22 protein-coding genes are annotated in these 26,725 nt (G+C 32.2%); all 22 read left to right on the forward strand.

Annotated elements, in window-relative coordinates; all coding sequences use genetic code 11:
• The first annotated feature begins 392 nt into the window (after window positions 1-392).
• Window positions 393-2,075: a PspC-like choline-binding domain-containing protein gene (locus DS742_RS26020; protein WP_117419852.1), complete on the forward strand. Its 1,683-nt coding sequence runs from the start codon at window positions 393-395 to the stop codon at window positions 2,073-2,075.
• 197 nt (window positions 2,076-2,272) lie between these two features.
• Complete coding sequence (locus tag DS742_RS26025) at window positions 2,273-3,829, forward strand: O-antigen ligase family protein (RefSeq protein ID WP_117419833.1); 1,557 nt, start codon at window positions 2,273-2,275, stop codon at window positions 3,827-3,829.
• Between the two features lie 282 nt (window positions 3,830-4,111).
• Window positions 4,112-5,452 carry an exopolysaccharide biosynthesis polyprenyl glycosylphosphotransferase gene (locus DS742_RS26030; protein WP_117419834.1) on the forward strand — a complete coding sequence of 447 codons (1,341 nt, stop codon included), beginning with the start codon at window positions 4,112-4,114 and terminating at the stop codon, window positions 5,450-5,452.
• Entirely contained in the window at window positions 5,449-6,600 is a 1,152-nt protein-coding gene (locus tag DS742_RS26035) for a glycosyltransferase family 4 protein (RefSeq protein WP_117419835.1), read from the forward strand. The genes DS742_RS26030 and DS742_RS26035 overlap by 4 nt, the downstream gene beginning before the upstream one ends.
• Window positions 6,601-6,610: 10 nt before the next feature.
• Window positions 6,611-7,753: a glycosyltransferase gene (locus DS742_RS26040; RefSeq protein WP_117419853.1), complete on the forward strand. Its 1,143-nt coding sequence runs from the start codon at window positions 6,611-6,613 to the stop codon at window positions 7,751-7,753.
• Between the two features lie 10 nt (window positions 7,754-7,763).
• On the forward strand, window positions 7,764-8,912 hold the full coding sequence (locus tag DS742_RS26045) for a glycosyltransferase family 4 protein (protein ID WP_117419836.1): 1,149 nt from the start codon (window positions 7,764-7,766) through the stop codon (window positions 8,910-8,912).
• A gap of 18 nt (window positions 8,913-8,930) precedes the next feature.
• A complete protein-coding gene (locus tag DS742_RS26050; RefSeq protein WP_147325885.1) occupies window positions 8,931-9,401 on the forward strand; it encodes a hypothetical protein in 471 nt (156 codons plus the stop codon).
• A gap of 1 nt (window position 9,402) precedes the next feature.
• Window positions 9,403-10,179 (forward strand): ABC transporter permease, encoded by a 777-nt coding sequence (locus DS742_RS26055; protein ID WP_117419838.1) that lies wholly within the window; start codon window positions 9,403-9,405, stop codon window positions 10,177-10,179.
• Complete coding sequence (locus tag DS742_RS26060) at window positions 10,179-10,919, forward strand: ABC transporter ATP-binding protein (protein ID WP_117419839.1); 741 nt, start codon at window positions 10,179-10,181, stop codon at window positions 10,917-10,919. Before DS742_RS26055 ends, DS742_RS26060 begins: the two co-directional genes overlap by 1 nt.
• A gap of 15 nt (window positions 10,920-10,934) precedes the next feature.
• Complete coding sequence (locus tag DS742_RS26065; protein ID WP_170313597.1) at window positions 10,935-11,864, forward strand: NAD-dependent epimerase/dehydratase family protein; 930 nt, start codon at window positions 10,935-10,937, stop codon at window positions 11,862-11,864.
• Between the two features lie 88 nt (window positions 11,865-11,952).
• On the forward strand, window positions 11,953-13,023 hold the full coding sequence (locus DS742_RS26070) for a mannose-1-phosphate guanylyltransferase (protein ID WP_117419841.1): 1,071 nt from the start codon (window positions 11,953-11,955) through the stop codon (window positions 13,021-13,023).
• Between the two features lie 19 nt (window positions 13,024-13,042).
• Window positions 13,043-14,065: a GDP-mannose 4,6-dehydratase gene (gmd, locus tag DS742_RS26075; RefSeq protein WP_117419842.1), complete on the forward strand. Its 1,023-nt coding sequence runs from the start codon at window positions 13,043-13,045 to the stop codon at window positions 14,063-14,065.
• Between the two features lie 108 nt (window positions 14,066-14,173).
• Window positions 14,174-16,984, forward strand: coding sequence for a glycosyltransferase (locus DS742_RS26080; protein ID WP_117419843.1), 2,811 nt, complete (start codon window positions 14,174-14,176; stop codon window positions 16,982-16,984).
• 370 nt (window positions 16,985-17,354) lie between these two features.
• Window positions 17,355-17,801: a hypothetical protein gene (locus tag DS742_RS26085; protein ID WP_147325887.1), complete on the forward strand. Its 447-nt coding sequence runs from the start codon at window positions 17,355-17,357 to the stop codon at window positions 17,799-17,801.
• Window positions 17,802-18,048: 247 nt separating this feature from the next.
• Window positions 18,049-18,429, forward strand: coding sequence for a hypothetical protein (locus tag DS742_RS26090; protein ID WP_117419845.1), 381 nt, complete (start codon window positions 18,049-18,051; stop codon window positions 18,427-18,429).
• Window positions 18,430-18,456: 27 nt separating this feature from the next.
• The gene (locus DS742_RS26095; protein ID WP_117419846.1) at window positions 18,457-19,878 is read left to right on the forward strand and encodes an MBOAT family O-acyltransferase; all 1,422 of its coding nucleotides are present in this window, start codon (window positions 18,457-18,459) and stop codon (window positions 19,876-19,878) included.
• Window positions 19,879-20,000: 122 nt separating this feature from the next.
• Window positions 20,001-21,686 (forward strand): phospho-sugar mutase, encoded by a 1,686-nt coding sequence (locus tag DS742_RS26100; protein WP_117419847.1) that lies wholly within the window; start codon window positions 20,001-20,003, stop codon window positions 21,684-21,686.
• A 309-nt stretch (window positions 21,687-21,995) separates the two neighbouring features.
• A complete protein-coding gene (locus DS742_RS26105; RefSeq protein WP_117419848.1) occupies window positions 21,996-23,567 on the forward strand; it encodes a glycosyltransferase-like membrane protein in 1,572 nt (523 codons plus the stop codon).
• A gap of 51 nt (window positions 23,568-23,618) precedes the next feature.
• On the forward strand, window positions 23,619-24,326 hold the full coding sequence (locus DS742_RS26110; protein WP_117419849.1) for a glycosyltransferase family 2 protein: 708 nt from the start codon (window positions 23,619-23,621) through the stop codon (window positions 24,324-24,326).
• Between the two features lie 3 nt (window positions 24,327-24,329).
• Window positions 24,330-24,752: a GtrA family protein gene (locus tag DS742_RS26115; protein ID WP_117419850.1), complete on the forward strand. Its 423-nt coding sequence runs from the start codon at window positions 24,330-24,332 to the stop codon at window positions 24,750-24,752.
• 54 nt (window positions 24,753-24,806) lie between these two features.
• Complete coding sequence (glf, locus tag DS742_RS26120) at window positions 24,807-25,919, forward strand: UDP-galactopyranose mutase (protein WP_117419851.1); 1,113 nt, start codon at window positions 24,807-24,809, stop codon at window positions 25,917-25,919.
• Window positions 25,920-26,050: 131 nt separating this feature from the next.
• A partial coding sequence (locus DS742_RS26125) for an acyltransferase family protein (RefSeq protein ID WP_147325889.1) occupies window positions 26,051-26,725 on the forward strand: 675 nt, incomplete at its 3' end.

Below are 26,725 nucleotides of genomic sequence, written 5' to 3' on the forward strand. Positions count from 1 at the left end.
CATTATACCATTGAACTGGTAAAAATCAATAGATGATTGGCGCTGGAAAAGGCGTAAATAACACCGATAAAATAAGACTTTCCACCAAAAAACGAAGCTATGTATTTTTAAAAAACAATTTTTCTTAAAAAAAGCCATTTCGTAATATTTACGTAAGAAAATGAACAGATAAATGTTATAGCATTTTTACAACATATGTATTATAATGTTCCATGTGATGGAGGAATTGATAGCTTCTTCCGGAATTGTAAATATTTTTTTGAATTTGCAAAATATGCAAAAAAAGTAAAAAAAGTATTGATAATTTCCATTATAGGAAGTATAATTACCTCGTAATGCTATTAGGAATTTCAGAAAGTATTTCAAAAAGAAAAAAGGAGAGTGCATTAATTATGAGAAAGCAGACTAAATTAGTTGCTGTTTTATCTACAGCAGCACTGCTGGCATTAGGCGCTTCCATGTCCTCTTTCGCAGCTACTGGCTGGCAGGAAGAAAATGGTACATGGGTGTACTATGACAAGAGCGGAGACAAAGAGACAGAGAAGTGGGAAAAATCTGGTGACAACTGGTTCTACTTAAATGATGATGGCGAGATGGCTACCGATGTTATTGTTGAATACAATGACAACTACTACTATGTAGATGATAACGGTTCCATGGTAACCAATAAGTGGGTTTCCATTGAGAATGAAAATTATGATGGAGACAATGAAGATGAGCCTGTAAATCACTGGTACTATTTTGGCGCTAATGGTAAAGCTTATAAGAGCTCAAGCACCAGCAGCACAGCTTCTTTCAAAACCATTAATGGTAAAAAATATCTTTTCGATGATGAAGGAAAGATGTTATTTGGCTGGATCGGCTCTGACGGCGAGAGAAAGACTGGCGATACAGCTTGGCAGGAAGGCGATTATTACTGCGGAGATGAAAATGATGGAGCACAGGCAGCTGGCTGGGCATATCTTGACATCGTAGATAGTGATTATACAGAAGATGAAGCTGGGAAATCAAGCAGCAACGTATTTGATGATGAAAACCAGACTCGTTGGTTCTACTTCAAGAGCAATGGTAAGAAGATGACCGAAGAGAAAGGCAAAACCATCAATGGTAAGAAATACAGCTTTGATGAGTATGGCCGTATGAATGCAGAGTGGGTTATCTATGATGCTACACCTACAACAGCTAAGACTGCTACAGGAAGCATCACAGCAACACAGGGTTCTGCAGATTACACCAAAAACTGGAGATATTATGGTACACCAGAAGATGGCGCAAGAGTAACCAAGGGTTGGTTCAAGGTTGTTCCGGATGAGAATCTTTATGAAGATAAGTATAATGATGATGAAGATTCCTGGTACTATTCTGATAAAGATGGTAAATTAGTTGCTTCTGAAATCAAGACAATTAATGGTAAGAAGTACCTCTTTGATGAATACGGCAGAATGAAAGATGGATTAAAGTTCATTAAATTCGAGACCGGAAGCACAACTAATGTTGACGCTATCGCATCTGATGATACATTCAGCGATAAGAAGTTTGATACAGAAGACAACTTTAAAGAGAATGCTAATGAATTATTAGATATGGGCTACTTATGCTATTATTTCGGAAGCGGCGATGATGGTTCCATGAAGACTAATAAGCAGAATGTTTCTATCGATGGAGAGTCTTTAGGATTCCTGTTCAACAAGTCTGGCAGCTATAAGGGCGCTGGTAAGAATGGCGTTGATAACAAAAAGTACTATATGGCTGGTATGCTTTTAAGCGCTGATAAGGACGACAAGTATGCAGTTATCAAGATTGATGAGTCTGGTACAGCACCAAGATATTCAATCTTAACTACTGACGAGTTCAAGGATGAGTCTTATGTAAGCCCTGCTGCAGTTCCGACAGGAAAAGACTATACAGAGTACTATACAGTTAATAATACAGCTGCAGAAACTGCTAAGATCAGCTACAAGTTAGTAAATACTAGCGGTAGCGTACAGAAGAGCAAATCAAAAGCTAAAGATGGTAACGATCGTTGCTATAACTTAACTGGCGAGAAGATCAACTACATCTACGTAGAAGATTAATTATTGCTATAAGTGTGAATGGGGTAGGATTCTTTGGATCCTGCCCCATTTATATTAATTGGGTATGGCTGCTATTACTAAATGAGAATAGGGTTGCATTATTATTTGATATCACGTATAATCAGAATCGTCAGGGTTATTTGATTAGTATTTATAAAGTCGTCGTTAGAAAGACTGGATACGAGAGGTTGTGTTAAATGAAAATAATATCTGAAAAAACACGCTTTTTAACATGGATAGTTGCAATATATGTATTGGCTATCGGGATAGGAACTCCATTAATAATAAGAAATGCGTATTTTGACATATTAGTTGTTAAGTACTATTACTATTGTTTGTGTACTATATCCCTTACTATCTTAATTGTATTATATGGTTTAACTAGTGGGAAAAAGTCGGTTAATTTATACTTGAGTGATGGGAATTTAAAAGAAAGATTAAAAAAATTATCAGTTGCTGATATTAGCTTGCTGGTATTTTATTTTAATGCTGTTTTATCAACGTTTACATCGAGTTATTTGTACGAATCTTTTTGGGGAAATGAAGGAAGATACACAGGATTATTCTTGATAACCTTGTATGTATTATCTTACTTTTTTATAAGCAGATTTTGGGTTTTTAAAGCGTATTTTATTGACTTAATGTTAGGTATTGGAATATTAGTCTGTTTATTTGGAATTACGGACTATTTTAAATTAGATATTTTTAGATTTAAAGTGTTGATGCTAGAGGAACAAAGAGCAATATTCACCTCTACTATTGGCAATATCAATACTTATACAGCTTATGTTGGAATAATAGTGGCTATTTCGGCTGTTCTTTATGCAACTAGTAAGGAGAAAAGACGTATAGCTGTTTATTATATATGTTTGATCATCAGTTTTATAGCAATTGTAACGGGAACTAGTGATAATGCTTATCTCTCATTACTTGCCTTATTTGTTTTTTTACCCTTCTATCTATTTGAAAATAGATTAGGAGTACGAAAGTATATAACCATATTAGCTACCTTCTTATCAGTTATTCAGGGCATTGATTGGGTAAATAAAGCCTTCCCTGATAAAGTTTTGGGAGTGGATGGTGTTTTTAATGTGGTCATAATGAGTGGATTGTTAATGTATTTGATAGCAGGTCTGTGGATAATAGTATTTTTATTGGTTTATATAAAAAATAAAAATTCGGAAATTAAGTATAATTATAAGTTTCGCAGTATATGGTTGTTATTTGTATGTATCGGTATTTTAATTGTTTTATTTATCCTATATGATTGTAATAGTGCGGGTCATGCTGAACGATATGGAGGATTGAGTAACTATTTTCAGCTTAATGATAATTGGGGAACACATAGAGGATTTATATGGAGAAAATCAATTGAGCGTTACAAAGAATTACCAATTTGGAAAAAAGTAGTGGGTTATGGGCCTGAGACTTTTGGAATTTTAATGTTGGATCGATTCAAAAACAATCCATATAATGAAATATTTGATAGTGCACACAATGAATATTTGCATATTCTGATGACGATGGGCATCTTGGGTTTGGTTTCATATTTAGTATTTGTTTTTGGGGTTATTAAAGATTGTTGTTCCAGAAATAGTAAAAATCCTTATATTATTGCTATTGCATTTGGAGTTATATGTTATGCTGTACAAGCATTTGTGAATTTAAATCTTCCTATAGTCACTCCAATATTTTGGCTGTTAGCTGGAATGGGGGCGTCTAGGCTTCTCACAACGGATAATAAAAGTCAATAATATTAAAAAACACTTCATCTGACCGGGAAATGGTATTAAATATCTTGGTAAGACAGAGTGTTTTTTTAAGGTAAAATATTCATAAATTCTTAAATATTAACAGTGCTTTTTGTAATGAAGAAGATTGTACTTACAACAACTTATATGGTATACTAATATGGCTTAAATAATTACAGAGAATACTATTCCTACTGATAAGCGATGTAACGGTTAATAAATCATATTGGAACATTATTATTAATTTCCAGTTTTGACTAATACAGATAAAAAGGTGTTAATAATATGAAGGTCGATGAAAAGTATAAACGTCTAATAAAATTAATATTTACATTGGGAATAACTTCGATGTTGATTTATTTATATAGTTGGACATGGAACAATTATTATAATAAGATAATAGAATTCCCCTTTTTCAGAAGAGGAAATTGGATGATGATTTTTCTGTACGGAGTTATTCTTATTTTATTTATGAATACTTATGGAGGATTCAAAGTTGGATATTTAAAAAAAGTAAATTTAATATATTCGCAAATGCTTGCAGTTATATTTACCAATATATTTACATACCTACAAATAGCAGCTCTAGACAAACATTTTTTGAGTCCATTACAACTTATAAGGATGACATCACAAGATTTTCTCGTTATAATTCTTTGGACATTAATTTATCAATGGATATATAGCAGATTATTTCCACCCAGAAAAATGCTTTTGGTTTCCGGCAAGCGGTCTGATTATCATCTTGCAGATAAAATAAACTCAAGGGAGGATAAATATGAGATTTGTAAAATAGTAGATATAGACTCTGGAGTATTATATATATTTGGAGAAATTACCAATTATGACGGAATAATAATTGGTGATATAAATAGTCATGAAAGAAATCTAATATTAAAGTATTGTTATGCTAATTCCATTCGAACCTACAGCGTTCCTAAAATTTCTGATATTATACTTAAAAGCTCAATAGAATTTAATTTGTTTGATTCTCCCTTGTTGCTGTCTAGAAATGAAGGATTAACAATTGAACAGCAGTTTATAAAGCGATTGTTCGATATTCTTATATCTTTAATTGGTATAATCATAACGAGTCCTCTATTTATGATTATAAGTCTATGCATTAAGCTGACAGATCCTGGTCCTGTTTTTTTTAACCAGGTCAGAATAACGAAGGACAACAAAAGTTTTGTAATATACAAATTTCGTACAATGATTCAAGAGGCAGAAAAAGATGGAGTTGCACGGCTGGCGGCTGAAGGAGACTGCAGGATATTACCTGTTGGGCATATACTTCGGAGAACCAGGTTAGATGAATTGCCTCAATTATTCAACATATTAAAGGGAGATATGTCATTTGTGGGTCCTCGTCCTGAAAGACCAGAATTAGCTGAAAAAATTCTGGAAGAAATTCCTGAGTTTTCATATAGAACAAAAGTTAAAGCTGGTTTAACTGGGTATGCTCAAATTTATGGGAAGTATAATACTACATCATATGATAAATTGAAATTAGATTTAACATATATTAGAAATTATTCGTTTCTGCTTGATCTGAAATTGTTTTTAATGACACCTAAAATATTGTTTATGAAAGAATCAACAGAAGGAGTACATCAGGATTTATGAAAATAGCATTTGATGTTCAATTGTTTTTAAAAGGGGATAAGACAGGGATTGCCTGGTGTGCAGATAATCTCATTAAAGAAATATCAAAAAATACTAACAATTCATATCAACTTAATTATTTTGAAACTAAAAGATCTAGAGAAAAGCTTTTTTTACTCGATAAATACAGAACGAGTGGTTGTATAGATAATAGGTGTCGATATTTTAATGATGTGCTATATAAATTATTGTGGAATATAATACCCATCAGATACTCAGGATTTTTTGGAAAAAAAGCTGATATTACACAATTTTTTAATTATTCCGTACCTCCTGGGGTCAATGGGAAAAAAGTAACTATAATTTATGATATGGCATATAAATCAATTCCGGAGACAGTTCGTAAAAAAACTAGAATATGGTTAGAATTAACAGTCAAAAAATCGTGTAAAAGGGCTGACCGAATAATCACCATTTCTGAATTCAGCAAATCGGAAATAATTAGATATTTGAAAATACCTGAAGAAAAAATCGTTGTTATGCCAATGGGAGTTGACACTGATTTATTTCATAGTGAATATAAAAACGATCAAATACTTTCAGTCAAGGAGAAGTATGAAATTAAAGGAGATTATTTTTTATATTTAGGTACATTAGAACCAAGGAAAAATATTGAAAGAATTATAGAAGCATACAGTAATTTTATAGAGAGAAATAAAACTATAGAAATTCCCTGTCTGGTATTGGCAGGAAAAAAAGGTTGGATGTATGACTCTATATTTGAAAAGGTGAAACAATTACATATTGAAGATAAAGTCATATTTACTGGATATGTATCAGAATCAGAAGCTCCTATTTTAATGAGTGGAGCAAAATGCTTTATATTCCCTAGTTTATATGAAGGATTCGGTATGCCAGTAATTGAAGCAATGTCTTGTGGTACACCGGTGATTACTTCCAATACAACCTCCCTTAATGAAATAAGCGGTGAAGCTGCTTTGAAAGTAAATCCACTGGACTCATCTGAAATCACAAAAGCTATCGAGAAATTCATGTTTGAAGAAGATACATTAAATGAATATCGTTTGAAAGGCTTTGATCATGTAGGCAAATATACTTGGCGTGAAGCTGCTTCAATACTTACTAAAGTCTATGAAGAATTATTATAATGGTGATGAGATGTCGGATAGAAAAATCAGAGTTTTAGAGGTAAATAAGCTTTATTATCCAGTGACTGGTGGAATTGAACGTCTAGTTCAGCAGATAGCAGAAGGCCTATACCAAAAAATGGATGTTAAAGTATTAGTATGCAGAGAAAAAGGTTTTGGTACGAAAGAGTTGATAAATGGTGTTGAAGTTATAAGGGCTGGCAGTGCCGGGATGTTATTATCTCTTCCTATTTCATTATCTTTTCTAGTAAAATTTAGAAAAATGTCTAAAAATGCGGATATTGTACATGTTCATCTTCCATTTCCACTCGCAGATTTGGCCTGCCTTTTATCAAATTATAAAGGCAAAATTATTGTTTCATGGCATAGCGACATTGTTAGACAAAAAAAAATGATGAAATTTTATAAACCCTTGATGAAAAAATTTTTAAAAAGAGCAGATCTAATACTGGTTGCAACCCAGGGCCATATAGATGGATCCGATTACCTGCCTGAATATCGTGATAAATGTAAAATAGTGCCATATGGTGTCGAACCGCGTATTGAACAGCTGGCTGATGAATATTTGTCCTGTAAGGAACTGAATAATGAAGGTTCTTCGAAATCTGTCAAATTTTTGTTTATAGGCAGACTGGTATATTATAAAGGGTGTGAAGTTTTAATTGAAGCGTTTTCGAAAGTAAAAAATGGTGAACTTTGCTTAGTGGGCACAGGTCCTCTGGAAGAAAGGCTGAAGCAAAAAACCATAGATTTGGGTATTGCTGAAAAGGTCATGTTTCGCGGAGCGATAACTGATGATGAGATGATCCAATGTATTTATGATTGTGATGCACTCGTATTACCGTCTATAGTTAAAAGTGAAGCATTTGGTCTTGTGCAATTAGAAGCGATGGTTTTTCAAAAACCTGTTATAAATACAAACTTACCAAGTGGTGTTCCTTTTGTAAGCCTTGATAAAGAGACTGGTCTAACTGTTGAACCCGGATCACCTGAAGAGTTGGCAAAGGCTATGCAGTGGTTGATAGATCATGAAGATGCCCGGATAACTATGGGAAAAAACGGTCGACAGAGAGTGAAAGCACAATTCACTACCAAGGATATGCTTGAAAATATCGAACATATCTATTGCGAATTGGCTAAAAATAAAGAATAGGAGAGAAAATTTGAAGATAGCGTTTGATTCTCAAATATTGTTTGAAAGGCAAAAGACTGGAATAGGAAGAAATTCAGAAGCTATTATAAGTAATTATATACAACTTGGAACTGATGATATTGTATTAAATTATTTTAGAATGTTAGAAGAAAATAAAAGAGAAGAAGTAATTGACCATTATTTATCAAATCATAAAGTAAATATAAATAAATGTAAATGGTTTCATAGTGTATTATATAATAGATTAAATCGTTATTTGCGCCTTCCATATAAAATGTTTTTTCGTGAAGAGGCAGATGTCACCCAATTTTTTAATTATGTACTTCCACCGGGTGTTAAAGGAAAAACGGCCTTATATGTCTATGATATGGCATATAAAGTATATCCTGAAACTATTGGAGAGAAAACTTTAAGAATGCTGAACGAGAACCTGGCGGAGTCGTGCAGACGCGCCGACCGAATTATAACCATCTCGGAGTTTAGTAAGCAGGAAATAATTAAATATCTGGGCATTCCCAGTGAAAAGATTGCTGTCGTACCTTGTGCTGTAGATCATAGTATTTACAATAATATTATTGATTTGGATGAACTTACGGTCATTAAGAAAAAATTTAATATAGACCAGGATTATTTTTTATATTTGGGAACATTAGAACCAAGGAAGAATATAGAAAAGTTAATAGATGCATATGCAGCTTTACATAAGCGTGACACACTGATACCCAAGTTAGTTATTGCGGGTAAAAATGGCTGGAATTATGACAATGTGTACAAAAAGGTCAGTGACTATAAAATAAATGAAAATGTTATATTTACAGGATATATAGAAGCTGAAGAGGCAGTTACTCTATTAAAGGGCGCTTTAGCCTTTGTCTTTCCTTCGATTTATGAGGGGTTTGGCATGCCTCCATTAGAAGCTATGGCATGCGGAGTACCTATCATAACCTCTAACGTATCCTCCCTTCCTGAAGTGGTGCAGGATGCCGGATACCTGATTGATCCCTTCTCTGCCGAAGATCTAAGCGAGGCTATGTTTGAAATTATTAGTAATACAGAGCATAGAAAGCGATTAATAGAAAGGGGGCTTAAAAGAGCAAAAGAATTTACATGGAAAGGTTCTGCAGAGCGGTTGCGATCAGTCTATGAAAATATGCAATAAAATAGAGGTATAATCTAAATGAAAAAAATAAAAAAATATAGTATTATAGTTAGCATATTGCTTTTTATATACATTGTTTTACTTAGTATTATTAGTGTAAAAATGAACAGTCATCCGTACAGAATATTTACGAGTGCTAGCCAGGTGAATTATGAAGTATCTTTAAAAGATACTAATAGAGAACTTCTTGTACCGATTACTATTAAAAACAAGTCCAATCGTTTAATTTCTTCCCGCAATAATATTAATATTGGTTATCATCTTTATGGGCTGGATGAAAAGAAAGAGCAAAAATTAATTGCATGGGATAATCAATTATCTAATATTGAAGATATTTTTAATAATGAAGAGGGAACCTGTAATGTAACCCTGAATATACCTGATAAGGCAGGAGTTTACATTTATTATATTGACGTTCTGGAATCAAATACGCAATGGTTTTCTGAAAAAGGTGTTCTTACAATACCGGTGACTGTAGAGGTTAAGTGATATGAAATTGATGAATGAATTATACTTGTATAGAGAAATGATTTTTAGTTTAGTAAGGAGAGATTTAAAGGGACGGTATAAAGGTTCTGTCTTAGGTTTCTTATGGACATTTTTAAATCCTTTATTACAATTAGGTGTCTATACTCTTGTATTTTCTGTAATAATGAGAAACGGTATTAAAGATTATTATTTATTTTTGTTTGTAGCGTTAATTCCCTGGATATTTTTCAGTACCTGTGTATCTGGCGGAGCAACTTGTATAATGACCCAAAAAGAGATGGTAAAAAAGATTTATTTTCCCAGACAGGTTCTGCCTTTAGCATTTGTAACAAGTCAATTTGTTAATATGTTATTATCATTTGTTGTTGTAATACCTATCCTGATAATTAGCGGCAAGGGTATCGACTTACTGGCGGTAACATTTCTGCCGCTAATTATGATAATAGAATATACACTGGCGCTTGGCATGGCTATGCTGGTATCAGCTATAACAGTATATTTGAGAGATACGGAATATATTCTCGGTATCATTACAATGGCATGGCAGTTTTTATCCCCGGTTATTTATTCAATTGATCAGGTTCCGGAAGAAATTAGACCTATTTTCCTGCTTAATCCAATGACCTCCATATTAACTGCATATAGAGATATATTGTATTATAAACAGGTTCCACAAGTATCAACATTGCTTAATGCTGTTGTGATGGGTGTAGGGTTGATGTTAATTAGCCTGTTTGTATTTCATAAATTGTCAAAGCGTTTTGCGGAGGAACTGTAATGAATCAGGAGAATTCTATAGAGGTTACTAATGTAACCAAATCATTTAAAGTTTATCTAGATAAAGGGTCTACATTAAAAGAAAAGGTATTATTTCGTAATCGTAGAAAATACGAAAGGAGAGAAGTACTAAAGGGAATTAGCTTTACAGTTAAAAAGGGTACGGGTATTGGTCTTATTGGACAGAATGGCTGCGGTAAAAGTACTACATTAAAATTATTGACTAAAATCATGTATCCCGATAGTGGAAAGATAGAAATGCTTGGGAGAGTATCCAGCTTAATTGAATTAGGAGCCGGGTTTCATCCTGACATGAGCGGCAGAGAGAATATTTATATTAATGCCTCCATTTTTGGATTATCAAGAGCAGAAATTAATCAGAAATTAGAATCGATCATAGAGTTTTCTGAGTTGGGAGATCATATTGATAACCCCATCCGGACCTATTCTTCGGGGATGTATATGCGTCTGGCGTTTTCTGTAGCTATCCACGTAGATGCAGATATTTTGTTAATTGATGAAATATTGGCAGTTGGGGATGTTGCTTTTCAGAATAAATGCTTTGAGAGATTAAAGGAAATAAAGCGAAATGGAACGACTATTGTAATTGTATCTCATTCTTTAAATCAGATTGAAGAGATATGTGAGGAGTCGATCTGGATTAAAGAAGGGTTAATCCAGATGAAAGGAGAACCAAAAGAAGTTCATAAGATGTATCTGGAATACATGCAGAATAAGTAGAATGGAAGTGACATTGTGAAGAAGATATTGATAACTGGTGCTACTGGATTTATCGGGAGATATTGCTGTAAAGAAATACTGGCAAGAGGGAATGATTACCTGGCTATTGTTAGAAAAGAGTCTGATTTACAGAAGAATTCTAAAGCTGTGTTAGCAGACCTCAGCAATAGGGAAGAATTAATGAAAGTGATTGAAGAATATAGACCTGATGCTGTTCTTCATTTGGCAGCAATAGCTGCAGTTACATTTGGAAATATATCGGAAATTTATAACACCAATATAAGCGTCACAGAGAATTTATTAGAAGCAATATACAATACATGCGATTCAGGAACAAGAGTCGTTTTGGTTAGTACAGCAGGTATTTATGGAAATCAAAAAGACCTGTATTATTATGAAAATATGCCGTATGATCCGGTAAATCACTATTCCTACAGTAAAATGGTGATGGAGTATATGAGCAGGCAGTATGCAGATAAACTGGATATTAAAATTGTTCGTCCATTTAATATAGTAGGATATGGTCAGAACCAGAATTTCTTTTTACCCAAATTGGTACGCTCTTTTGCAAGTCGGCAGGAATCAATTAAGTTGGGAAATATTGGTTCTGAAAGAGATTATGTCAATGTGGAATACTGCGTTAATGTGCTTGTGGAATTGTTAACAAGATCAAAAATCGAAATTGATAAACTTAATATTTGTTCTGGAGTTGCGACCAGCGGGACTAATATTATTGATATGTTAAAGGAGATTTCTGGCTATACACCAGAGATACAGATATCAAACAATCTTGTCAGGAAAAATGAAGTTTGGAGATTGGTTGGCTCAAATGAAAGAATGCTTGAATTTCTTGGGAAAGAGAAATATAGCGGTAATAGTATATATGACATTTTAGACAATATGTATCATAATTATTATAATGAGTTAGACAAAAAATGTAATTGATTTCATGTTGCCAAAAGGCATATTTAAACGTATAATTTATAATAAGATAAATAATTGAAAATGTTAGGAAAGTTGTGAGGTAATTACTATGAGAAGAACGGCACTTATAATGGCCGGCGGCAGAGGCGAACGTTTCTGGCCGAAAAGCAGACGGGAAATGCCAAAGCAATTCTTATCTTTGACCAATGATGGAAAGACAATGATTCAATTAACGATTGAAAGAATTCTTCCGGTTGTTGATATGGCGGATATTTATATTGCTACAAATAAGGAATATAAGGAACTTGTAAAAAAGCAGCTGCCTGAGATACCTGAAAAAAATATACTGTGTGAACCTGTGGGAAGAAATACAGCGCCCTGCATAGGGCTAGGGGCAGTACATATAGCAAGCAGATATGAAGATGCAATAATGTTTGTATTACCGTCGGATCATTTAATAAAGTACAATGGAATGTTTATTAATACGCTTAAAGATGCAGCTGAAAAAGCTGAGCAAGATGAAAATTTGGTTACAATCGGAATTACTCCTGACTATCCGGAGACAGGATATGGCTATATAAAGTTTAATGGAGATAAATGTGATGGTCATGCATTTGAGGTTGATTGTTTTGTTGAGAAACCTAACTTGGAGACTGCGAAAGAATATATTGCGTCAGAAGAGTATTTATGGAATAGCGGAATGTTTGTTTGGAAAGTATCTACTATATTATCAAGATTTAAAGAATATCTTCCCGATATATATACTGGATTGAACGAAATTAAGAATGCAATTGGTTCAGAACATGAAGATTTAGTATTAGAAAAGACATTCCTGGATTTCCGTTCAGAATCTGTTGATTATGGGATAATGGAAAAGGCTAATAATATATATACGTTACCAGGGACATTTGGCTGGGATGATGTTGGATCGTGGCTGGCGGTAGAGAGAATTAGAAAAACAAATGAATTTGGCAATGTAGTAAGTGGTAATATAATTACAATTGATACTAAGAATTGTATTATTGAAGGCGATAAAAAGTTAATAGCAGCGGTAGGACTAAAAGATTTAGTAATTGTAGATACTGAGGATGCTACCCTGATATGCGATAAAGACAGTGCGGGTGATATAAAAAAGGTACTGGAAAATCTGAAAATTTGTAATAGAAATGAATACTTATAGAGATCAAAGGAGATTGATTATGAAAACAGCATTAATAACTGGTATAACTGGACAGGATGGTTCTTATCTTGCGGAGCTATTACTTGAAAAAGGGTATAATGTATACGGTATTATGAGAAGAAAAAGCGTTGTGGATTATGGCAATGTTGAACATATAAAGGAAAAGATTAATTTCATTTATGCCGATATGACAGATCCTATTTCATTGATAAATGCAATGAAGATATCACAGGCAGATGAAGTTTATAATCTGGCAGCTCAGTCTTTTGTGGCAACCAGCTGGGAACAGCCGCTGGCAACAGCAGATATTGACGGAATCGGTGTAACTAACATACTGGAGGCTATCAGGATTGTTAAACCAACAGCCCGGTTTTATCAGGCTTCTACCAGTGAGATGTTTGGTTTGGTTCAGGAGATGCCGCAGACAGAAAATACGCCATTTTATCCAAGAAGTCCTTATGGTGTTGCTAAGGTTTATGGTCATTGGATTACAAAGAATTATCGTGAAAGCTATAATATGTATGCATGCAGCGGTATACTTTTTAATCATGAAAGTGAACGAAGAGGTAAAGAGTTCGTTACACGTAAGATTACAAATGCAGTTGCCCGGATTAAGTTTGGTTTACAGGATTGCCTGGAGCTAGGAAATATGGATAGTAAACGTGATTGGGGACATTCACAGGATTATGTACAGGCTATGTGGTTAATGCTTCAGCAGGAGAACCCAGATGATTATGTTATTGCTACCAATGAAACCCGCACTGTTCGTGAATTTGTGGAGAAGGCTTTTTATTACGCAGATATTGAAATTGAATGGAGCGGAACTGGTATAGATGAAGTAGGAATTGATAAAGGTACTGGAAAGACAGTAGTAAAAGTTAATCCAAAATTCTTTAGACCAGCAGAGGTAGAAGTATTATTAGGAAATCCTCAAAAGGCCGAAACGGTGCTTGGTTGGAGACGTCAGATTGACTTTAATAACTTAGTTAAGAGAATGGCTGAAAATGACCTAGGTTTAATTAAAAATAGTTTAAATAAATAGTATTTAATAAAATGGTTCTATTTTAGATGTAGAAGTAATGAATTACTTCTCTTCTGAGTGTAGAACCATTTTATGGATAAAAGAATGTTTAGGTAGAGGAGAAATTCAATGGATATTTGGATGGATTTAACGAATAGTATGCAGGCATGGCGCGGGGGTGTTGTTGGTATTATTCGTGCAGAATTAGAAATCGCATATAATTTTAAGAAGAACTATAAAAATATAAGGTTTAGTATTTGTAAAGATGGTGGTTTCGTAGAAGTTACATCTGATAAATTAGAGTGGTTATGGAATGCGGATAGTGTTACAGATGCATATCTAACTGCTATGGGTAGAAACAATATATTTTCTAAGCAGAAACAGAAAGTTTTGCAAAATCCTATCGGATTAGATAATGCATACTCTTTTTCAGATAGTAGGCGGGAACGATTAAAGGAGGCGGGGAGATTATATATAGCAAGAAAGTCACCTGCTATAAGGCCAATTCTTAAGGTAACATTTGGCTTAATATTTCTTCCGGTATCATTTGTTTCTAGATTACGTGCCTTAATAAAAAAACTCACAAAAAAGAAGATAAAAGTGGAAGCGGTAAAAGAATTTAGTCATCCATATGGAGAAAAAGATATTATCTTTTCTTGTGGTTGGTTTGGTACAGATAAGGAGTTTTTGTATTCAAAATTAAAAAGTGAAAAAAATAGTATCAGTCTTGTTTATTTGGTATATGATATAATTCTTGTGAAAGAAGGAACGGCTCACTTATATGATGAAAATTCATTTGATAAGTATATTAAATGGATAGCTAATAACTGTGACATGATATTATATGGAGGAGCTACAGCACAAAGAGATACGGAAAAGTATTTAAGAGATAATGATCTTCCAACACCTAAAGGCTATCCAATTAGGTTTGGTTCTGAAATCGTTAAGACTTTAGATAAGGGGAATAAAGAGCAAATATTTAAAAAACTTGGTATTGAAGAAAAGTATATAATGGCTGTTGGTTCTATTGAACCTAGAAAAAACTATGATACTATATATCGTGCTTATATTTTAATGTTAGAAAAGTACAATGCACAAGAAATTCCTCAATTTGTTATTATTGGAGGGGCACTGGCACAGAGTAATTTAATTGATTGTATAAAAAAGGATCCTAGGCTAAAAGGTAAAATAATAATACTACGCCCTACGGACGAAGAACTGGATTTATTATACCAAAACTGTCTTTTTACACTTTTACCTAGTTTGTATGAAGGTTGGAGCTTAACTTTACCTGAAGCATTAGGATATGGAAAATTATGTATATCTTCTAAAGTTGATCCGTTAATTGAAATTGGAAATGGAATAACTGAATTTGTAGATCCACTGGATGCCAGGGCTTGGGCAGAAAGAATTATTTATTTTTATCAAAATCCTGAATCTGTAAAAGAGTTTGAAAAGAAGATTAAAGATAAATGGAAAGTTATAACCTGGAATGAATGTACTAAAACAATAGAAGAAAAGTTGTTCTTATTATGTGACGAGAAAAGAATTAAAAGAAAAACTGATATATATATGGATATGACGTTGGCTTGGACACTGAGTTATAGTGGCGCTTTTGTTAGTGGAATATTAAGGACACAGTTGATCCTTGCACGTTTCTTATCTCGTATAAGGCCAGATATTAAGTTTGTTGTTCTGACAAAAGACGGTTGCATCAATATTGATAAATGTACTTTAGCACCGCTGTTCGATGGAGTTGATATTGAAACGTCATTTAATCATATACGTCCGTATTTAGCGTGTTTAACATCAGAGAGCTATAATGAAAAAAACGATAGTATTAAGACTGTAATCCAGCAAACAGTTGGTCCATTCTGGTTAATTTGCAGCATATTACCAGCTAAATTACAACATTCATATATTAAATTTGGGTTAGAAGTTAAACGTAGAATCCAAAAAAGAGGATTAAAACCAGAGTGTTTAAGCTCTGATGGACTGAGTGTAAATGCCTTCCCATTTAGTAAGGGCGACATAATTTTTACAACAGGTACCGGCTATTTGCAAGAACAGTATCCTTCTATACTTAAAGCTAAAAAAGAAATAGGTTTTAAATTTATACAACTTATCTATGATTTAACGCCCATTTTATATCCTCAGGTGCATATGAATAAGACAATAGAATCTTATATTCCATTTTTAAAAAATACCAGTGAATTATGTGATTGCATATTTTATGGCGGTGATACAGCAAAGCGAGACGCAGAAGCATATTTTCGCGATAATAATCTAAATGTTAAACCAGGGTTTACGATAAAATTTGGAAGTAATATTGTGAATAATTCAGTAAAGGAAATAAATGATGTTAAAGTACTTGAAAATTTGGGTATAAATGGACCATATACACTCACGGTTGGATCTATTGAAATGAGAAAAAATCATGAGACGCTATATAAAGCTTATCTGAAAATGCTAGAGCAAAATAATAATGAAGTTCCACAGATGGTTTTTGCGGGTTATCCAGGTTGGAAAACAGAAGATTTTATAAAAACACTTAATAAAGATGAGCGGGTTAAAAATAAAATTATCGTGGTCTCACCAGGCGATGATGAAATGGATGTTTTATATAGAAACTGTTTGTTCACTGTTTTGGCAAGCTTGTATGAAGGCTGGAGTTTAACTTTACCAGAAAGTTTGAATTATGGTAAATTCTGTATTGCCTCAGATGTTGATCCATTACGAGAAATAGGTCAAGATTTTATTGATTATGTTCACCCTTTAGATACAATCAAATGGGCTGAGAAGATATTATTTTATTCTATAAATAGAAAAGAATTAATAGATCGTGAACAGAAGATAGCAAATGAATGGCGCTCAATTACGTGGGAGGAATGTGCAGATCAAGTTTGTAGTTTATTAGATAAGGTAGTCAACGAAGAGTAAATACAAATAAAAATAAATATAAAGGATCGAAAGAAATTAAAATAGTTGACAATGATTAAATTCTTACCATTGCATAAGTCACGTTTCTATTTTATCCAGATATTTATCTTTTTGTTTAGTCAATCAGTATAATTAAAGATGATAGAAGTTATTTATACTAATAAATTGGATATAAAGCTTCTATCATTGTTTTAATATAAAAAGTGTTACTGGTAAGAAATAATAATTTATAAATTTGTAAACTTACAATAAGGAGTAATAAGATTAGATAATAATCTTAAAGAATATTATGATAAAGTGGAAATATCTTTTTTCAGTGATAAGTATTTCAATTATGTTGATTTTTGCAATCTTTTTTTTCGGTGGAATAATGCCTCAGACAACATTAAACGGTGTAGTTGAGCAAAATATAAAACCAAAGAGAGAGTTTAAAACCATTATGAATGGTAAATATCAAACAGAATATTCTAATTGGTTTGCAGATAATTTTCCTTTTAGAACTTACATTGTCAAGATATATGATGAAATTATGTTCAATACGGAAAGTATTGTTAATGGTGTTAAGGCTGGAAAAAATGGCAACCTTTTTGGTGAATATTTTACTAAGCAATCACTTATTGGAACACTGGATAAAATACAAGTTGATAATTATGCCCGGAATTTGAAATTTATACAGGACAAATTAGAGGAAAGAGGAAAGGATCTAATTTATATAATAACCCCAAGTAAAGCAGAAGTTTTACCAGAGGATTTACCTTGGAATTATCGAGCTGCTTATTATTCTCTAAATGAAACCGCAAATATAATCATTAAGTAATAATTTTGAAAATTATAATATTAAGTATATTGATTATACAGATTTAATATTAAGACTAAAGTCAGAAGGAGAGTATCCCGTTTTTTATCGGACAGGAATTCATTGGAGTCAATATGCATCCTCAAATGCCATTTTAGAGCTATTAAAGTTTATAAAAAAAAATACTGCTTTCAATCCCCCTACTATTGACTTGTCATATTATAAAATAGATAAACCTGAATTAGATGAGGCGGATTACTTAGCACTTTTGAATTTGTATAAATCTGACTATAGAGATGATTACTATACTACAGATATAAAATTGAAAGGTGGAGAAGAGCCAAATCTACGAGTGTTTTCAATGTCGACCAGTTTTAGCCGTAGTATTATGAACTTGTTTGGAAAAAGTGATATTCCTTTTAAATATTATTGGCGAAGTCAATATACACAATTTCAAGATAAATTATACCCAGATGGGGGAAGAACATATTATGAAGGTATGATGCCAGGTGTTGCGATTAATGAAATGAATTTTGATGAAATTGTAGATCAGTCGGATCTTATTATAATAGAAAATAATGCTTGCGAATTACCACAGTCTCATATCGACTTTGTTCAAGCGTTAGCCGAATATCTAAAGCAAAATTAATACATCATAAAAGGAGGTCTTAAAGAGATGGTATTTGCTTCACCATTTTTTCTATTATTATTTTTCCCAATAGTATTAGTTGTTTATTTTTTGATTGACCCAAAGTATAGAAATTTCTGGTTGTTTGTTTCTTCACTTATTTTTTACTCTTGGGGAGGGGTTCAATATACAATATTAATGTTTTTTTCAATTATAGTCAATTATCTTTTAGCAAAGCTAATTGATATAGATGACTGTAAGCACCCTAAAAGGTTAGTTGTAATATCTATTATTTTAAATTTAGGAATTCTTGGCTTTTTTAAATATTTTAATTTTCTAATAAATGGAATTACGCATGTTATTAGATTTTTAGATTCTGACTTTAGTATAAATGTTCCTAATATTCCGTTACCAATTGGAATTTCATTTTTTACATTTCAAATAATGTCATATGTCATTGACGTATATCGAAAAGATGTTAAGTCGCAGAAAAAGTTTGTTAATCTAGGATTATATATTATGCTATTTCCTCAATTAATAGCAGGCCCTATTGTCCGTTATATCGATATTGAGAATGAAATCAATGAGCGCAGAATAAGTATTGATGATATAAGGATTGGTATAAAACGTTTTATCACTGGATTAGCCAAAAAAGTTTTTCTGGCTAACTTTTCCGCAAAATTTGCAGATGCCGCGTTTACATCACCATATCTAAATACACCATTAGCTTGGTTGGGAATTGTATCATATTCTATGCAGATATTTTTTGACTTTTCAGGCTATTCTGATATGGCTATTGGAATGGGCAGAATATTCGGATTCCATTTCCTTGAAAATTTTAATTATCCATACATTTCAAAGTCAATTCAAGAATTTTGGAGAAGATGGCATATATCATTATCTACATGGTTTAAGGACTATTTATACATTCCATTAGGTGGTAATAGAAAAGGCATTAAAAGAACTTATATTAATAATATAATTGTGTTTTTTTGCACTGGTTTATGGCATGGAGCTGCTTTGAATTTTATCGTCTGGGGACTATATCATGGAGCATTTTTAATAGTTGAGCGCATGGGGCTTAATAAATTACTTAGTAAGATGCCCAAAATATTTGGTCATATCTATACAATACTTGTATTTATGATCGGCTGGGTATTTTTTAGAGCAAATACTGTAATTGAAGCAATAGAATATATTAAGAAGATGTTTGTTTTTGATATGAAGCATATGGAATATTTTTATCTTAATTTAGACTCATTTACAATTTTTATGGTTATCCTTGGCGTTGTTCTTAGTACTCCTATTGTTCCTTTAATAAAAAGCAGGATTAAAGGTTGTTATCATGGGATAATATTAAATAATTTAGGTATTATATTAGTTGATATTAACTATTTACTTTTATTTATTGTTTCAATAGTATTTGTTGTAGGATCAAAGTTTAATCCATTTATCTATTTTAGATTTTAAAGTAATAAACTTATTGGGAAAGTATTATAGATAAAAATTAATACTTTTAAATTAAAGTTGATAGTTAATTACTAATGGTTAATAAGTAAAAATATATAAGGAAAGAGAGCTGAGTAAAAATAATGGATCAACGAGTATATAGAAAGTGGTGTGAGTGGAAAGAACAAAATTTATCTGATGAGGATCTTAAAGTTGAACTGTATAAGATAGAGACGATGGAATCCGAAATATATGACCGATTTTACCGTGAGTTAGAGTTTGGTACGGGTGGATTAAGAGGTATAATTGGTGTAGGTACTAATCGTATGAATATTTACACCGTGGCCAAAGCAACACAGGGTTACTGTAATTATTTAAAGAAAAAGTCAGGCCATCCATCTGTGGCGATTGCTTATGATAGTCGCATAAAATCGGAAAAATTTGCTTATATTGCAACTGAAGTATTTGCAGCTAATGGAATTAAAGCTTATATTTATTCTGAATTAATGCCTACACCATCTTTGTCTTTTGCGGTTAGAGAACTCAATTGTAGCGGAGGTATTGTAATTACAGCAAGCCACAATCCTTCTAAATATAATGGGTATAAGGTTTATGGCAGTGATGGCTGCCAGATTACAACTGAAGCTGCTAGTTCCATTTTAAAAGAAATAGAAGCTTTAGATATATTTAATGATATAAGATATCTGGATTTTTATGATGGATTGGCTGTAGGGAAAATATCATACATTCCAGAGAGTGTTATGAAAAATTATCTTAATTCGGTATCATCCCAATCCTTATGTGACGAGAATATAAACAAGGAGGTTTCTATAGTTTATACCCCGCTAAATGGATCAGGGTTAAAGTGTGTTACAAGTGTGTTAAGGCAAAACGGCTTTACCAATATTTCAGTAGTGAAAGAGCAGGAAAACCCAGATGGAGAGTTTCCAACATGCCCATATCCCAATCCTGAAATTAAAGAGGCACTGGAGTTAGGTTTGCGGGATGCAAAAGAAAGAGGCAGTGAATTGTTATTAGCTACAGATCCGGATTGTGACCGTGTAGGAATTGCAGTACGCAATGACGATGATTATGTACTTCTAACAGGAAATGAAGTTGGCATGCTGCTCCTTGATTATATATGTAAACGCAGAATTGCTCTTGGAAAAATGCCAAATAACCCTATTTTGGTGAAAACTATTGTAACTATAGATATGGCAAATAGAATTGCAGAAGATTATGGAGTACAAGTAATTGATGTGTTAACTGGCTTCAAGTTTATTGGTGAGCAAATTGGTTTCCTAGAGGCAAAAGGAGAGGAGGATCGTTTTATCCTTGGGTTTGAGGAGAGTTATGGATATTTAACCGGTGGATATGTGCGTGATAAGGATGCAGTAGTTGGGGCTTTGATGATTTGCGAAATGTTTGCTTATTATAAAACTAAGGGTGTAAGTTTAATTGATGTTTTGGAGGAATTATATAAAAAATATGGATACTGTTTAAATACATTGCATAGTTATACCTTTGAAGGGGCGGAAGGTTTTCAGAAAATGCAGAATATAATGCAAGAGCTGCGCGAGAATCCTTTAAATGAAATTGAGGGATTGGAGGTAATCGAAATTAGAGATTATCTTGGAGGACTTAATCAACTACCAAAATCAGATGTTTTAAAGTATATGCTAGTGAAAAACTCATCTATTGTAATTCGGCCTTCTGGAACAGAACCTAAATTAAAAGTATATCTATCTGTGAGCGCAAAGAATCGTAATGATGCCGAGAAAACCGAGACTGCAATTGTAAAAAAATTAGAAAAGTTATTCTATAGGTAATTTAATGTGAGAGTGATATTTAAGATGAGCTTGCCTCTAACCCAGTATTTAAAATATTTGGAGACAGGTAAATTGTGTCGACTATGAAAAGATATTAGTACTATTAAGCGTAATAGGGAGCGTTTAGTTAATTATTCATAATTAGAGGCGTGGAATAGCGCCTCTTTTATTTATATGGTTGCATATTATGGAAAGTAGATATATAATTATAATGAAAAATAGTGACAAATTTTTATATTTATGGATTTTACAGATCTGATAATTTTAACGAAGAATATATAAAGAAAGACCGAAGGGAAGAATTGAACTATGTTATTAATGGAAAATTTAAAAATGAAGTTAATTTGTAAAAATGCAGTAAAACTATTTTATTTGATTGCAGGTTCAATGTTCTTTTGGCTTATATTGAATGTTATTTTAAACAACTGTTTTGTAGATCCTAATTCTTACGGCGGGGATTTTGTAATAACAAGTTATTATAATCCTTTTATTATAATATTTTTTGTAATAATAATCTACTTAATACTTACTAAAGTAAATTCTTCTAATGTTATAAGTAAAAAAGCTGTATCTATAGTATTACTTACGTTAATAATCAGTATACAAGTGTTTTTAGCACAAAAGCTAGCATATGACATATCTGATACTACAAAGTTTTCAGATTTTGGTATAATAGTTGATTCAGCAAAATGCATTTTATCAGGCGGAACATATAATAATAAATATTTTCAAAATACACCTTATCAGGTAGGAATCATTAGTGAAATAATAATATGGAATAGAGTTTTAATGAGTATGGGCTTTAAATCATTCAATGTAAACTGTATTGCACTAAACATTATAAGTATTGATCTAGCAATTCTAGGCGGTTTTTTTATGTCTAAGATAATATGGAAAAGTAGTAAAATGTCAAATCTTTTTTTGATTTTTTCACTACTTTTTTCCCCTTACTATACATATATCACTTATTATTATACTGATTCACTTTCTATTCCATTTGCTATATGGGGAGTATATATATATGCTTATCTCAATGCAAATATTTCAAAGTTAAACTTTAGGAGAACTGTATTATTATGGGCTACTATGATATTGATTTTTGTATTAGGAATATTTATAAAGGCTACTGTTGGAATAGCAATAATTGCTATTTTCCTTCATATGATATTTTCACGCCAATCAATAGTTAAAATTGGTTGTGTGATACTTCTTTTTTTTATTGTTCTCTCGAGCTTTAAAACTGTTGTTTATAATTACATTGATGATAAGAATTGGTTTGGATATGAAATAGCAAATGGAGAAGGATATCCAAAAGAATTTTGGTTCCTGATGGGGACAAATGAAAAGCGATTAGGTGCATATCCACCAGAAGACGTTTCTGCTATTATAGGATTAGAGACGCGAAAAGAGCAGAGAGACACAGCAATTCAATTGACTATTGATAGACTAAAAGATTATGGGGTGGCGGGATATATCAAGTTTTTGACCACTAAGAATAATTGGATCTGGGGAGACGGTAGATATTTTGCTACAGAGCTATTAGGTTGGTTTCCACATATAAATAATTCTAAAATTTTAAATTTTTTTATTAATAATAAAATAGGTAATCCAATATTTTGCTATTGGAGTCAATGTATCCAAGTGTTGATTTTATTTTTACTATTAGGATCATTTTTTACTGGCGTTAGAACCGGTGAAATAGATATAATTTTTGTAATAAATATTACAATTTTTGGAGTACTTATATTTTTTAGTTTATGGGAATCCAGACCAAGGTACCTTTTTAATTACACGCCTTTTTTACTAGTCTCAGCTATAAACGGATTTGAGAAAGTAAGAGGAAGTGGAAAAGTGATTTTTTACAATATATTTAACGATTGATCAATAGTAATGATAATTGCTTAGAATATCTAAAGATGAAAAGGAGATAAAATGGGAGATTCTTTGTATGTAGTTATGCCGGCTTATAACGAAGAGGATAATATAGAAACAGTAGTAAAAGACTGGTATAAGATTTTAGAAGGAAAGGATAAATCTTCTCGAATAGTAATTGCAGATAATGGAAGTATTGATAAGACACATTCGATTTTAGAGAGAATGAAGCATGATTTTCCTCAATTAGAAATATTATCTGATACAGAAAAACAACATGGTCCTAAAGTAATTGCATTATATAGTAAAGCGATTGCTGATAAGGTAGACTATGTTTTTCAAACTGATTCAGATGGACAAACAGATCCTAACGAATTTGATGAGTTCTGGCGTATGAGAGATAAATATGATTGTATCATTGGTCATCGTTCCGCTCGTGGTGACGGGAAATCAAGAGCGTTTGTTGAACATATAGTCTGCCTATTGCTGAGAATATATTTTGGAATTAAGGTTCCAGATGCTAATGCGCCATTTAGATTAATGAAGGTTGATGTTGTTGAAAAATATATAACTAAACTGCCATATGATTACAATATACCTAATATTATGATGACAGCATATTTTGCGTACTATAAGGAAAAGATGGCATTTAAAGAAATATCGTTTAAACCTCGTCAGGGAGGCGTAAATTCCGTTAACATACCCAAAATAATAAAGATCGGGTGGAATGCATTGAAAGGATTTAGAAAATTTAAGAAGGAATTATAATATATGTCTAGTATAGTGAGATTAATCAATAAGTATAGAGATATTATTCCTTATGCAATATTTGGTGTATTAACAACTATAGTTAACGTAATTACATATTGGATAGCTGTTCATTTATTTTTACTTCCTGTGATGGCTGGAACTATATTCGCATGGACTATTGCGGTGTCATTTGCATATGTAACAAATCGAAGGTGGGTATTTCATAGTGGTGCAAAAGGCATCAAAACTATTATTGCAGAGTTGGTTTCTTTCTTTATTTGTAGATTGGCAACAGGTGCTGTGGATTGGCTATGCATGTTTATTTGTGTTGATATTCTTAAATATAATGATGTTATAATAAAAACAGCGGCTAATATTCTGGTAATAGTACTGAATTATATTGCTAGCAAATTGATTATTTTTAAGAATAGCAAAGATGTTTGATTAAGAGAAGAGTGGATTGGAATTAATTAACTTAATGATTACAGTGAGGTTAGAATGTTTGACTATTTAATTGTTGGAGCAGGATTATATGGTGCGGTTTTTGCTCAGAAAGCAAAGAGTACTGGAAAAAGGGTTTTAGTGATAGATAAGCGATCTAATATAGCAGGAAATATATATACAGAAAATATTGAAGGAATAAACTTCCATAAATATGGAGCTCATATTTTTCATACTAATAATACTGAGGTATGGAACTACATTAATCAATTTTCATCGTTTAACAGATTTACTAATTCACCAGTAGCAAACTATAAAGGTGAACTATATTCGTTACCATTTAATATGTATACATTTAACAAAATTTGGGGAGTAGTTTCTCCTTGTGAAGCTTTAGAAATGATTGAAAAGCAAAAGGAAGAAATAACTGGAGAACCTTGTAATCTTGAGGAACAAGCAATATCTTTAGTTGGTAGAGATATCTATGAGAAGCTAATAAAAGGGTATACGGAGAAGCAATGGGGGAGAGCCTGCAAAGATTTACCAGCTTTTATTATTAAAAGACTTCCGGTTAGATTTACCTTTGACAATAATTATTTTAATGCATTATATCAAGGAATACCAATTGGCGGATACACAAAGCTAGTTGAGAATCTTCTTGATGGAATTGAGGTACGTCTTAATCAAGACTACTTAATAAATAAGGCAGAATATGATGCATTAGCGGATAAAGTGATTTTCACAGGAGCCATAGATGAATATTTCGATTATTGCTTAGGTAATCTGGAATATAGGTCTATAAGATTTGAAAATGAGATTTTAGATACCTCGAATTTCCAGGGAAATGCAGTAGTAAATTATACTGATATGGAGACTCCTTGGACTCGAATTATAGAACACAAATGGTTTGAGTTTGGTAAGGATGAATATGGAAATGATATACCTAAAACTATTATTAGTCGAGAATATAGTACTGAGTGGAAGCCAGGAGATGAAGCCTACTATCCTGTAAATGATGAAAAGAATAGTAAGTTGTATCAGCGATATAAAGAGCTTGCAGAAAAAGAAAAATATGTAATATTTGGAGGCAGACTGGGTGAATATAAATATTATGATATGGATGCAGTTATTGCATCAGCATTAAGTTTGTCAAAGCTTGAATTAGAATAATTAAAAGAGTCAACTTTCGGTGGTTGACTCTTTTAATATACAGTTTATTTTTAAATGCTCAATAGTGTATAGTGGCTCAGTTGTCAAAACAAAAAAGATTTTGCGAATTTATATACAAAAAGGAGAAAAATATGCAAAAAGAAAAATATTTAGATGGGATAAGGGGGGTAGCTGCCTTTATTGTGGTAATCTACCACTACATTTCAGCGTTTTATCCCGCTTTATATTACGGAAGTATTAATAATGTTAGAACAGGTAGCGGGGTTGAGCTGATTATTGCTAGTACACCTTTAAATTTATTATATGATGGTGATGTATCGGTTTGTATATTTTTTATATTAAGTGGTTATGTACTGACATATAAATTCTTTAAATATAACGATACCAGTGCAATAATTTCAACCGGTATTAGAAGATATTTTAGGTTAATGCCTCCAGTATTGTTTTCGGTATTTATAGCCTATATACTTATGAAGTTACAGTTATTTTATAATGTAAAAGCATCAGAGATAACAACATCTTTTTGGTTAGGAAGCTTTTATAATTTTAGCCCTAATATATTGGAAATGTTTAAGCATGGAGTATGGGGAGTTCTTTTTAGACAGTCCGTAATATATAATCCTACTTTATGGACTATGTATTATGAATTTTATGGTTCGTTAATTGTATTATCTTTTGTATTGTTGATTGGAAAAAGCAGGAATAGACATATCTTTTATATTGTAGCTTTATTTATAACAATTCATACTAAATTTTTACCTTTTATATTTGGATTAATTTTAAGTGATTTATATAATACTAAACAA

The sequence above is a fragment of the Lacrimispora amygdalina genome (assembly GCF_003432035.1).
Classification (GTDB): Bacteria; Bacillota; Clostridia; order Lachnospirales; family Lachnospiraceae; genus Lacrimispora; species Lacrimispora amygdalina.

Bases quoted from the DNA above. Each gene is read 5' to 3' on its own strand.
- DS742_RS26035 (WP_117419835.1), top strand. From the start codon at position 5,449: ATGAAAATAGCATTTGATGTTCAATTGTTTTTAAAAGGGGATAAGACA.
- DS742_RS26060 (WP_117419839.1), top strand. From the start codon at position 10,179: ATGAATCAGGAGAATTCTATAGAGGTTACTAATGTAACCAAATCATTT.
- gmd (WP_117419842.1), top strand. From the start codon at position 13,043: ATGAAAACAGCATTAATAACTGGTATAACTGGACAGGATGGTTCTTAT.
- DS742_RS26100 (WP_117419847.1), top strand. From the start codon at position 20,001: ATGGATCAACGAGTATATAGAAAGTGGTGTGAGTGGAAAGAACAAAAT.
- DS742_RS26110 (WP_117419849.1), top strand. From the start codon at position 23,619: ATGGGAGATTCTTTGTATGTAGTTATGCCGGCTTATAACGAAGAGGAT.
- DS742_RS26055 (WP_117419838.1), top strand. From the start codon at position 9,403: ATGAAATTGATGAATGAATTATACTTGTATAGAGAAATGATTTTTAGT.
- DS742_RS26105 (WP_117419848.1), top strand. From the start codon at position 21,996: ATGTTATTAATGGAAAATTTAAAAATGAAGTTAATTTGTAAAAATGCA.
- glf (WP_117419851.1), top strand. From the start codon at position 24,807: ATGTTTGACTATTTAATTGTTGGAGCAGGATTATATGGTGCGGTTTTT.
- DS742_RS26070 (WP_117419841.1), top strand. From the start codon at position 11,953: ATGAGAAGAACGGCACTTATAATGGCCGGCGGCAGAGGCGAACGTTTC.
- DS742_RS26085 (WP_147325887.1), top strand. From the start codon at position 17,355: ATGCCTCAGACAACATTAAACGGTGTAGTTGAGCAAAATATAAAACCA.
- DS742_RS26050 (WP_147325885.1), top strand. From the start codon at position 8,931: ATGAAAAAAATAAAAAAATATAGTATTATAGTTAGCATATTGCTTTTT.
- DS742_RS26095 (WP_117419846.1), top strand. From the start codon at position 18,457: ATGGTATTTGCTTCACCATTTTTTCTATTATTATTTTTCCCAATAGTA.
- DS742_RS26115 (WP_117419850.1), top strand. From the start codon at position 24,330: ATGTCTAGTATAGTGAGATTAATCAATAAGTATAGAGATATTATTCCT.
- DS742_RS26080 (WP_117419843.1), top strand. From the start codon at position 14,174: ATGGATATTTGGATGGATTTAACGAATAGTATGCAGGCATGGCGCGGG.
- DS742_RS26030 (WP_117419834.1), top strand. From the start codon at position 4,112: ATGAAGGTCGATGAAAAGTATAAACGTCTAATAAAATTAATATTTACA.
- DS742_RS26020 (WP_117419852.1), top strand. From the start codon at position 393: ATGAGAAAGCAGACTAAATTAGTTGCTGTTTTATCTACAGCAGCACTG.
- DS742_RS26040 (WP_117419853.1), top strand. From the start codon at position 6,611: ATGTCGGATAGAAAAATCAGAGTTTTAGAGGTAAATAAGCTTTATTAT.
- DS742_RS26025 (WP_117419833.1), top strand. From the start codon at position 2,273: ATGAAAATAATATCTGAAAAAACACGCTTTTTAACATGGATAGTTGCA.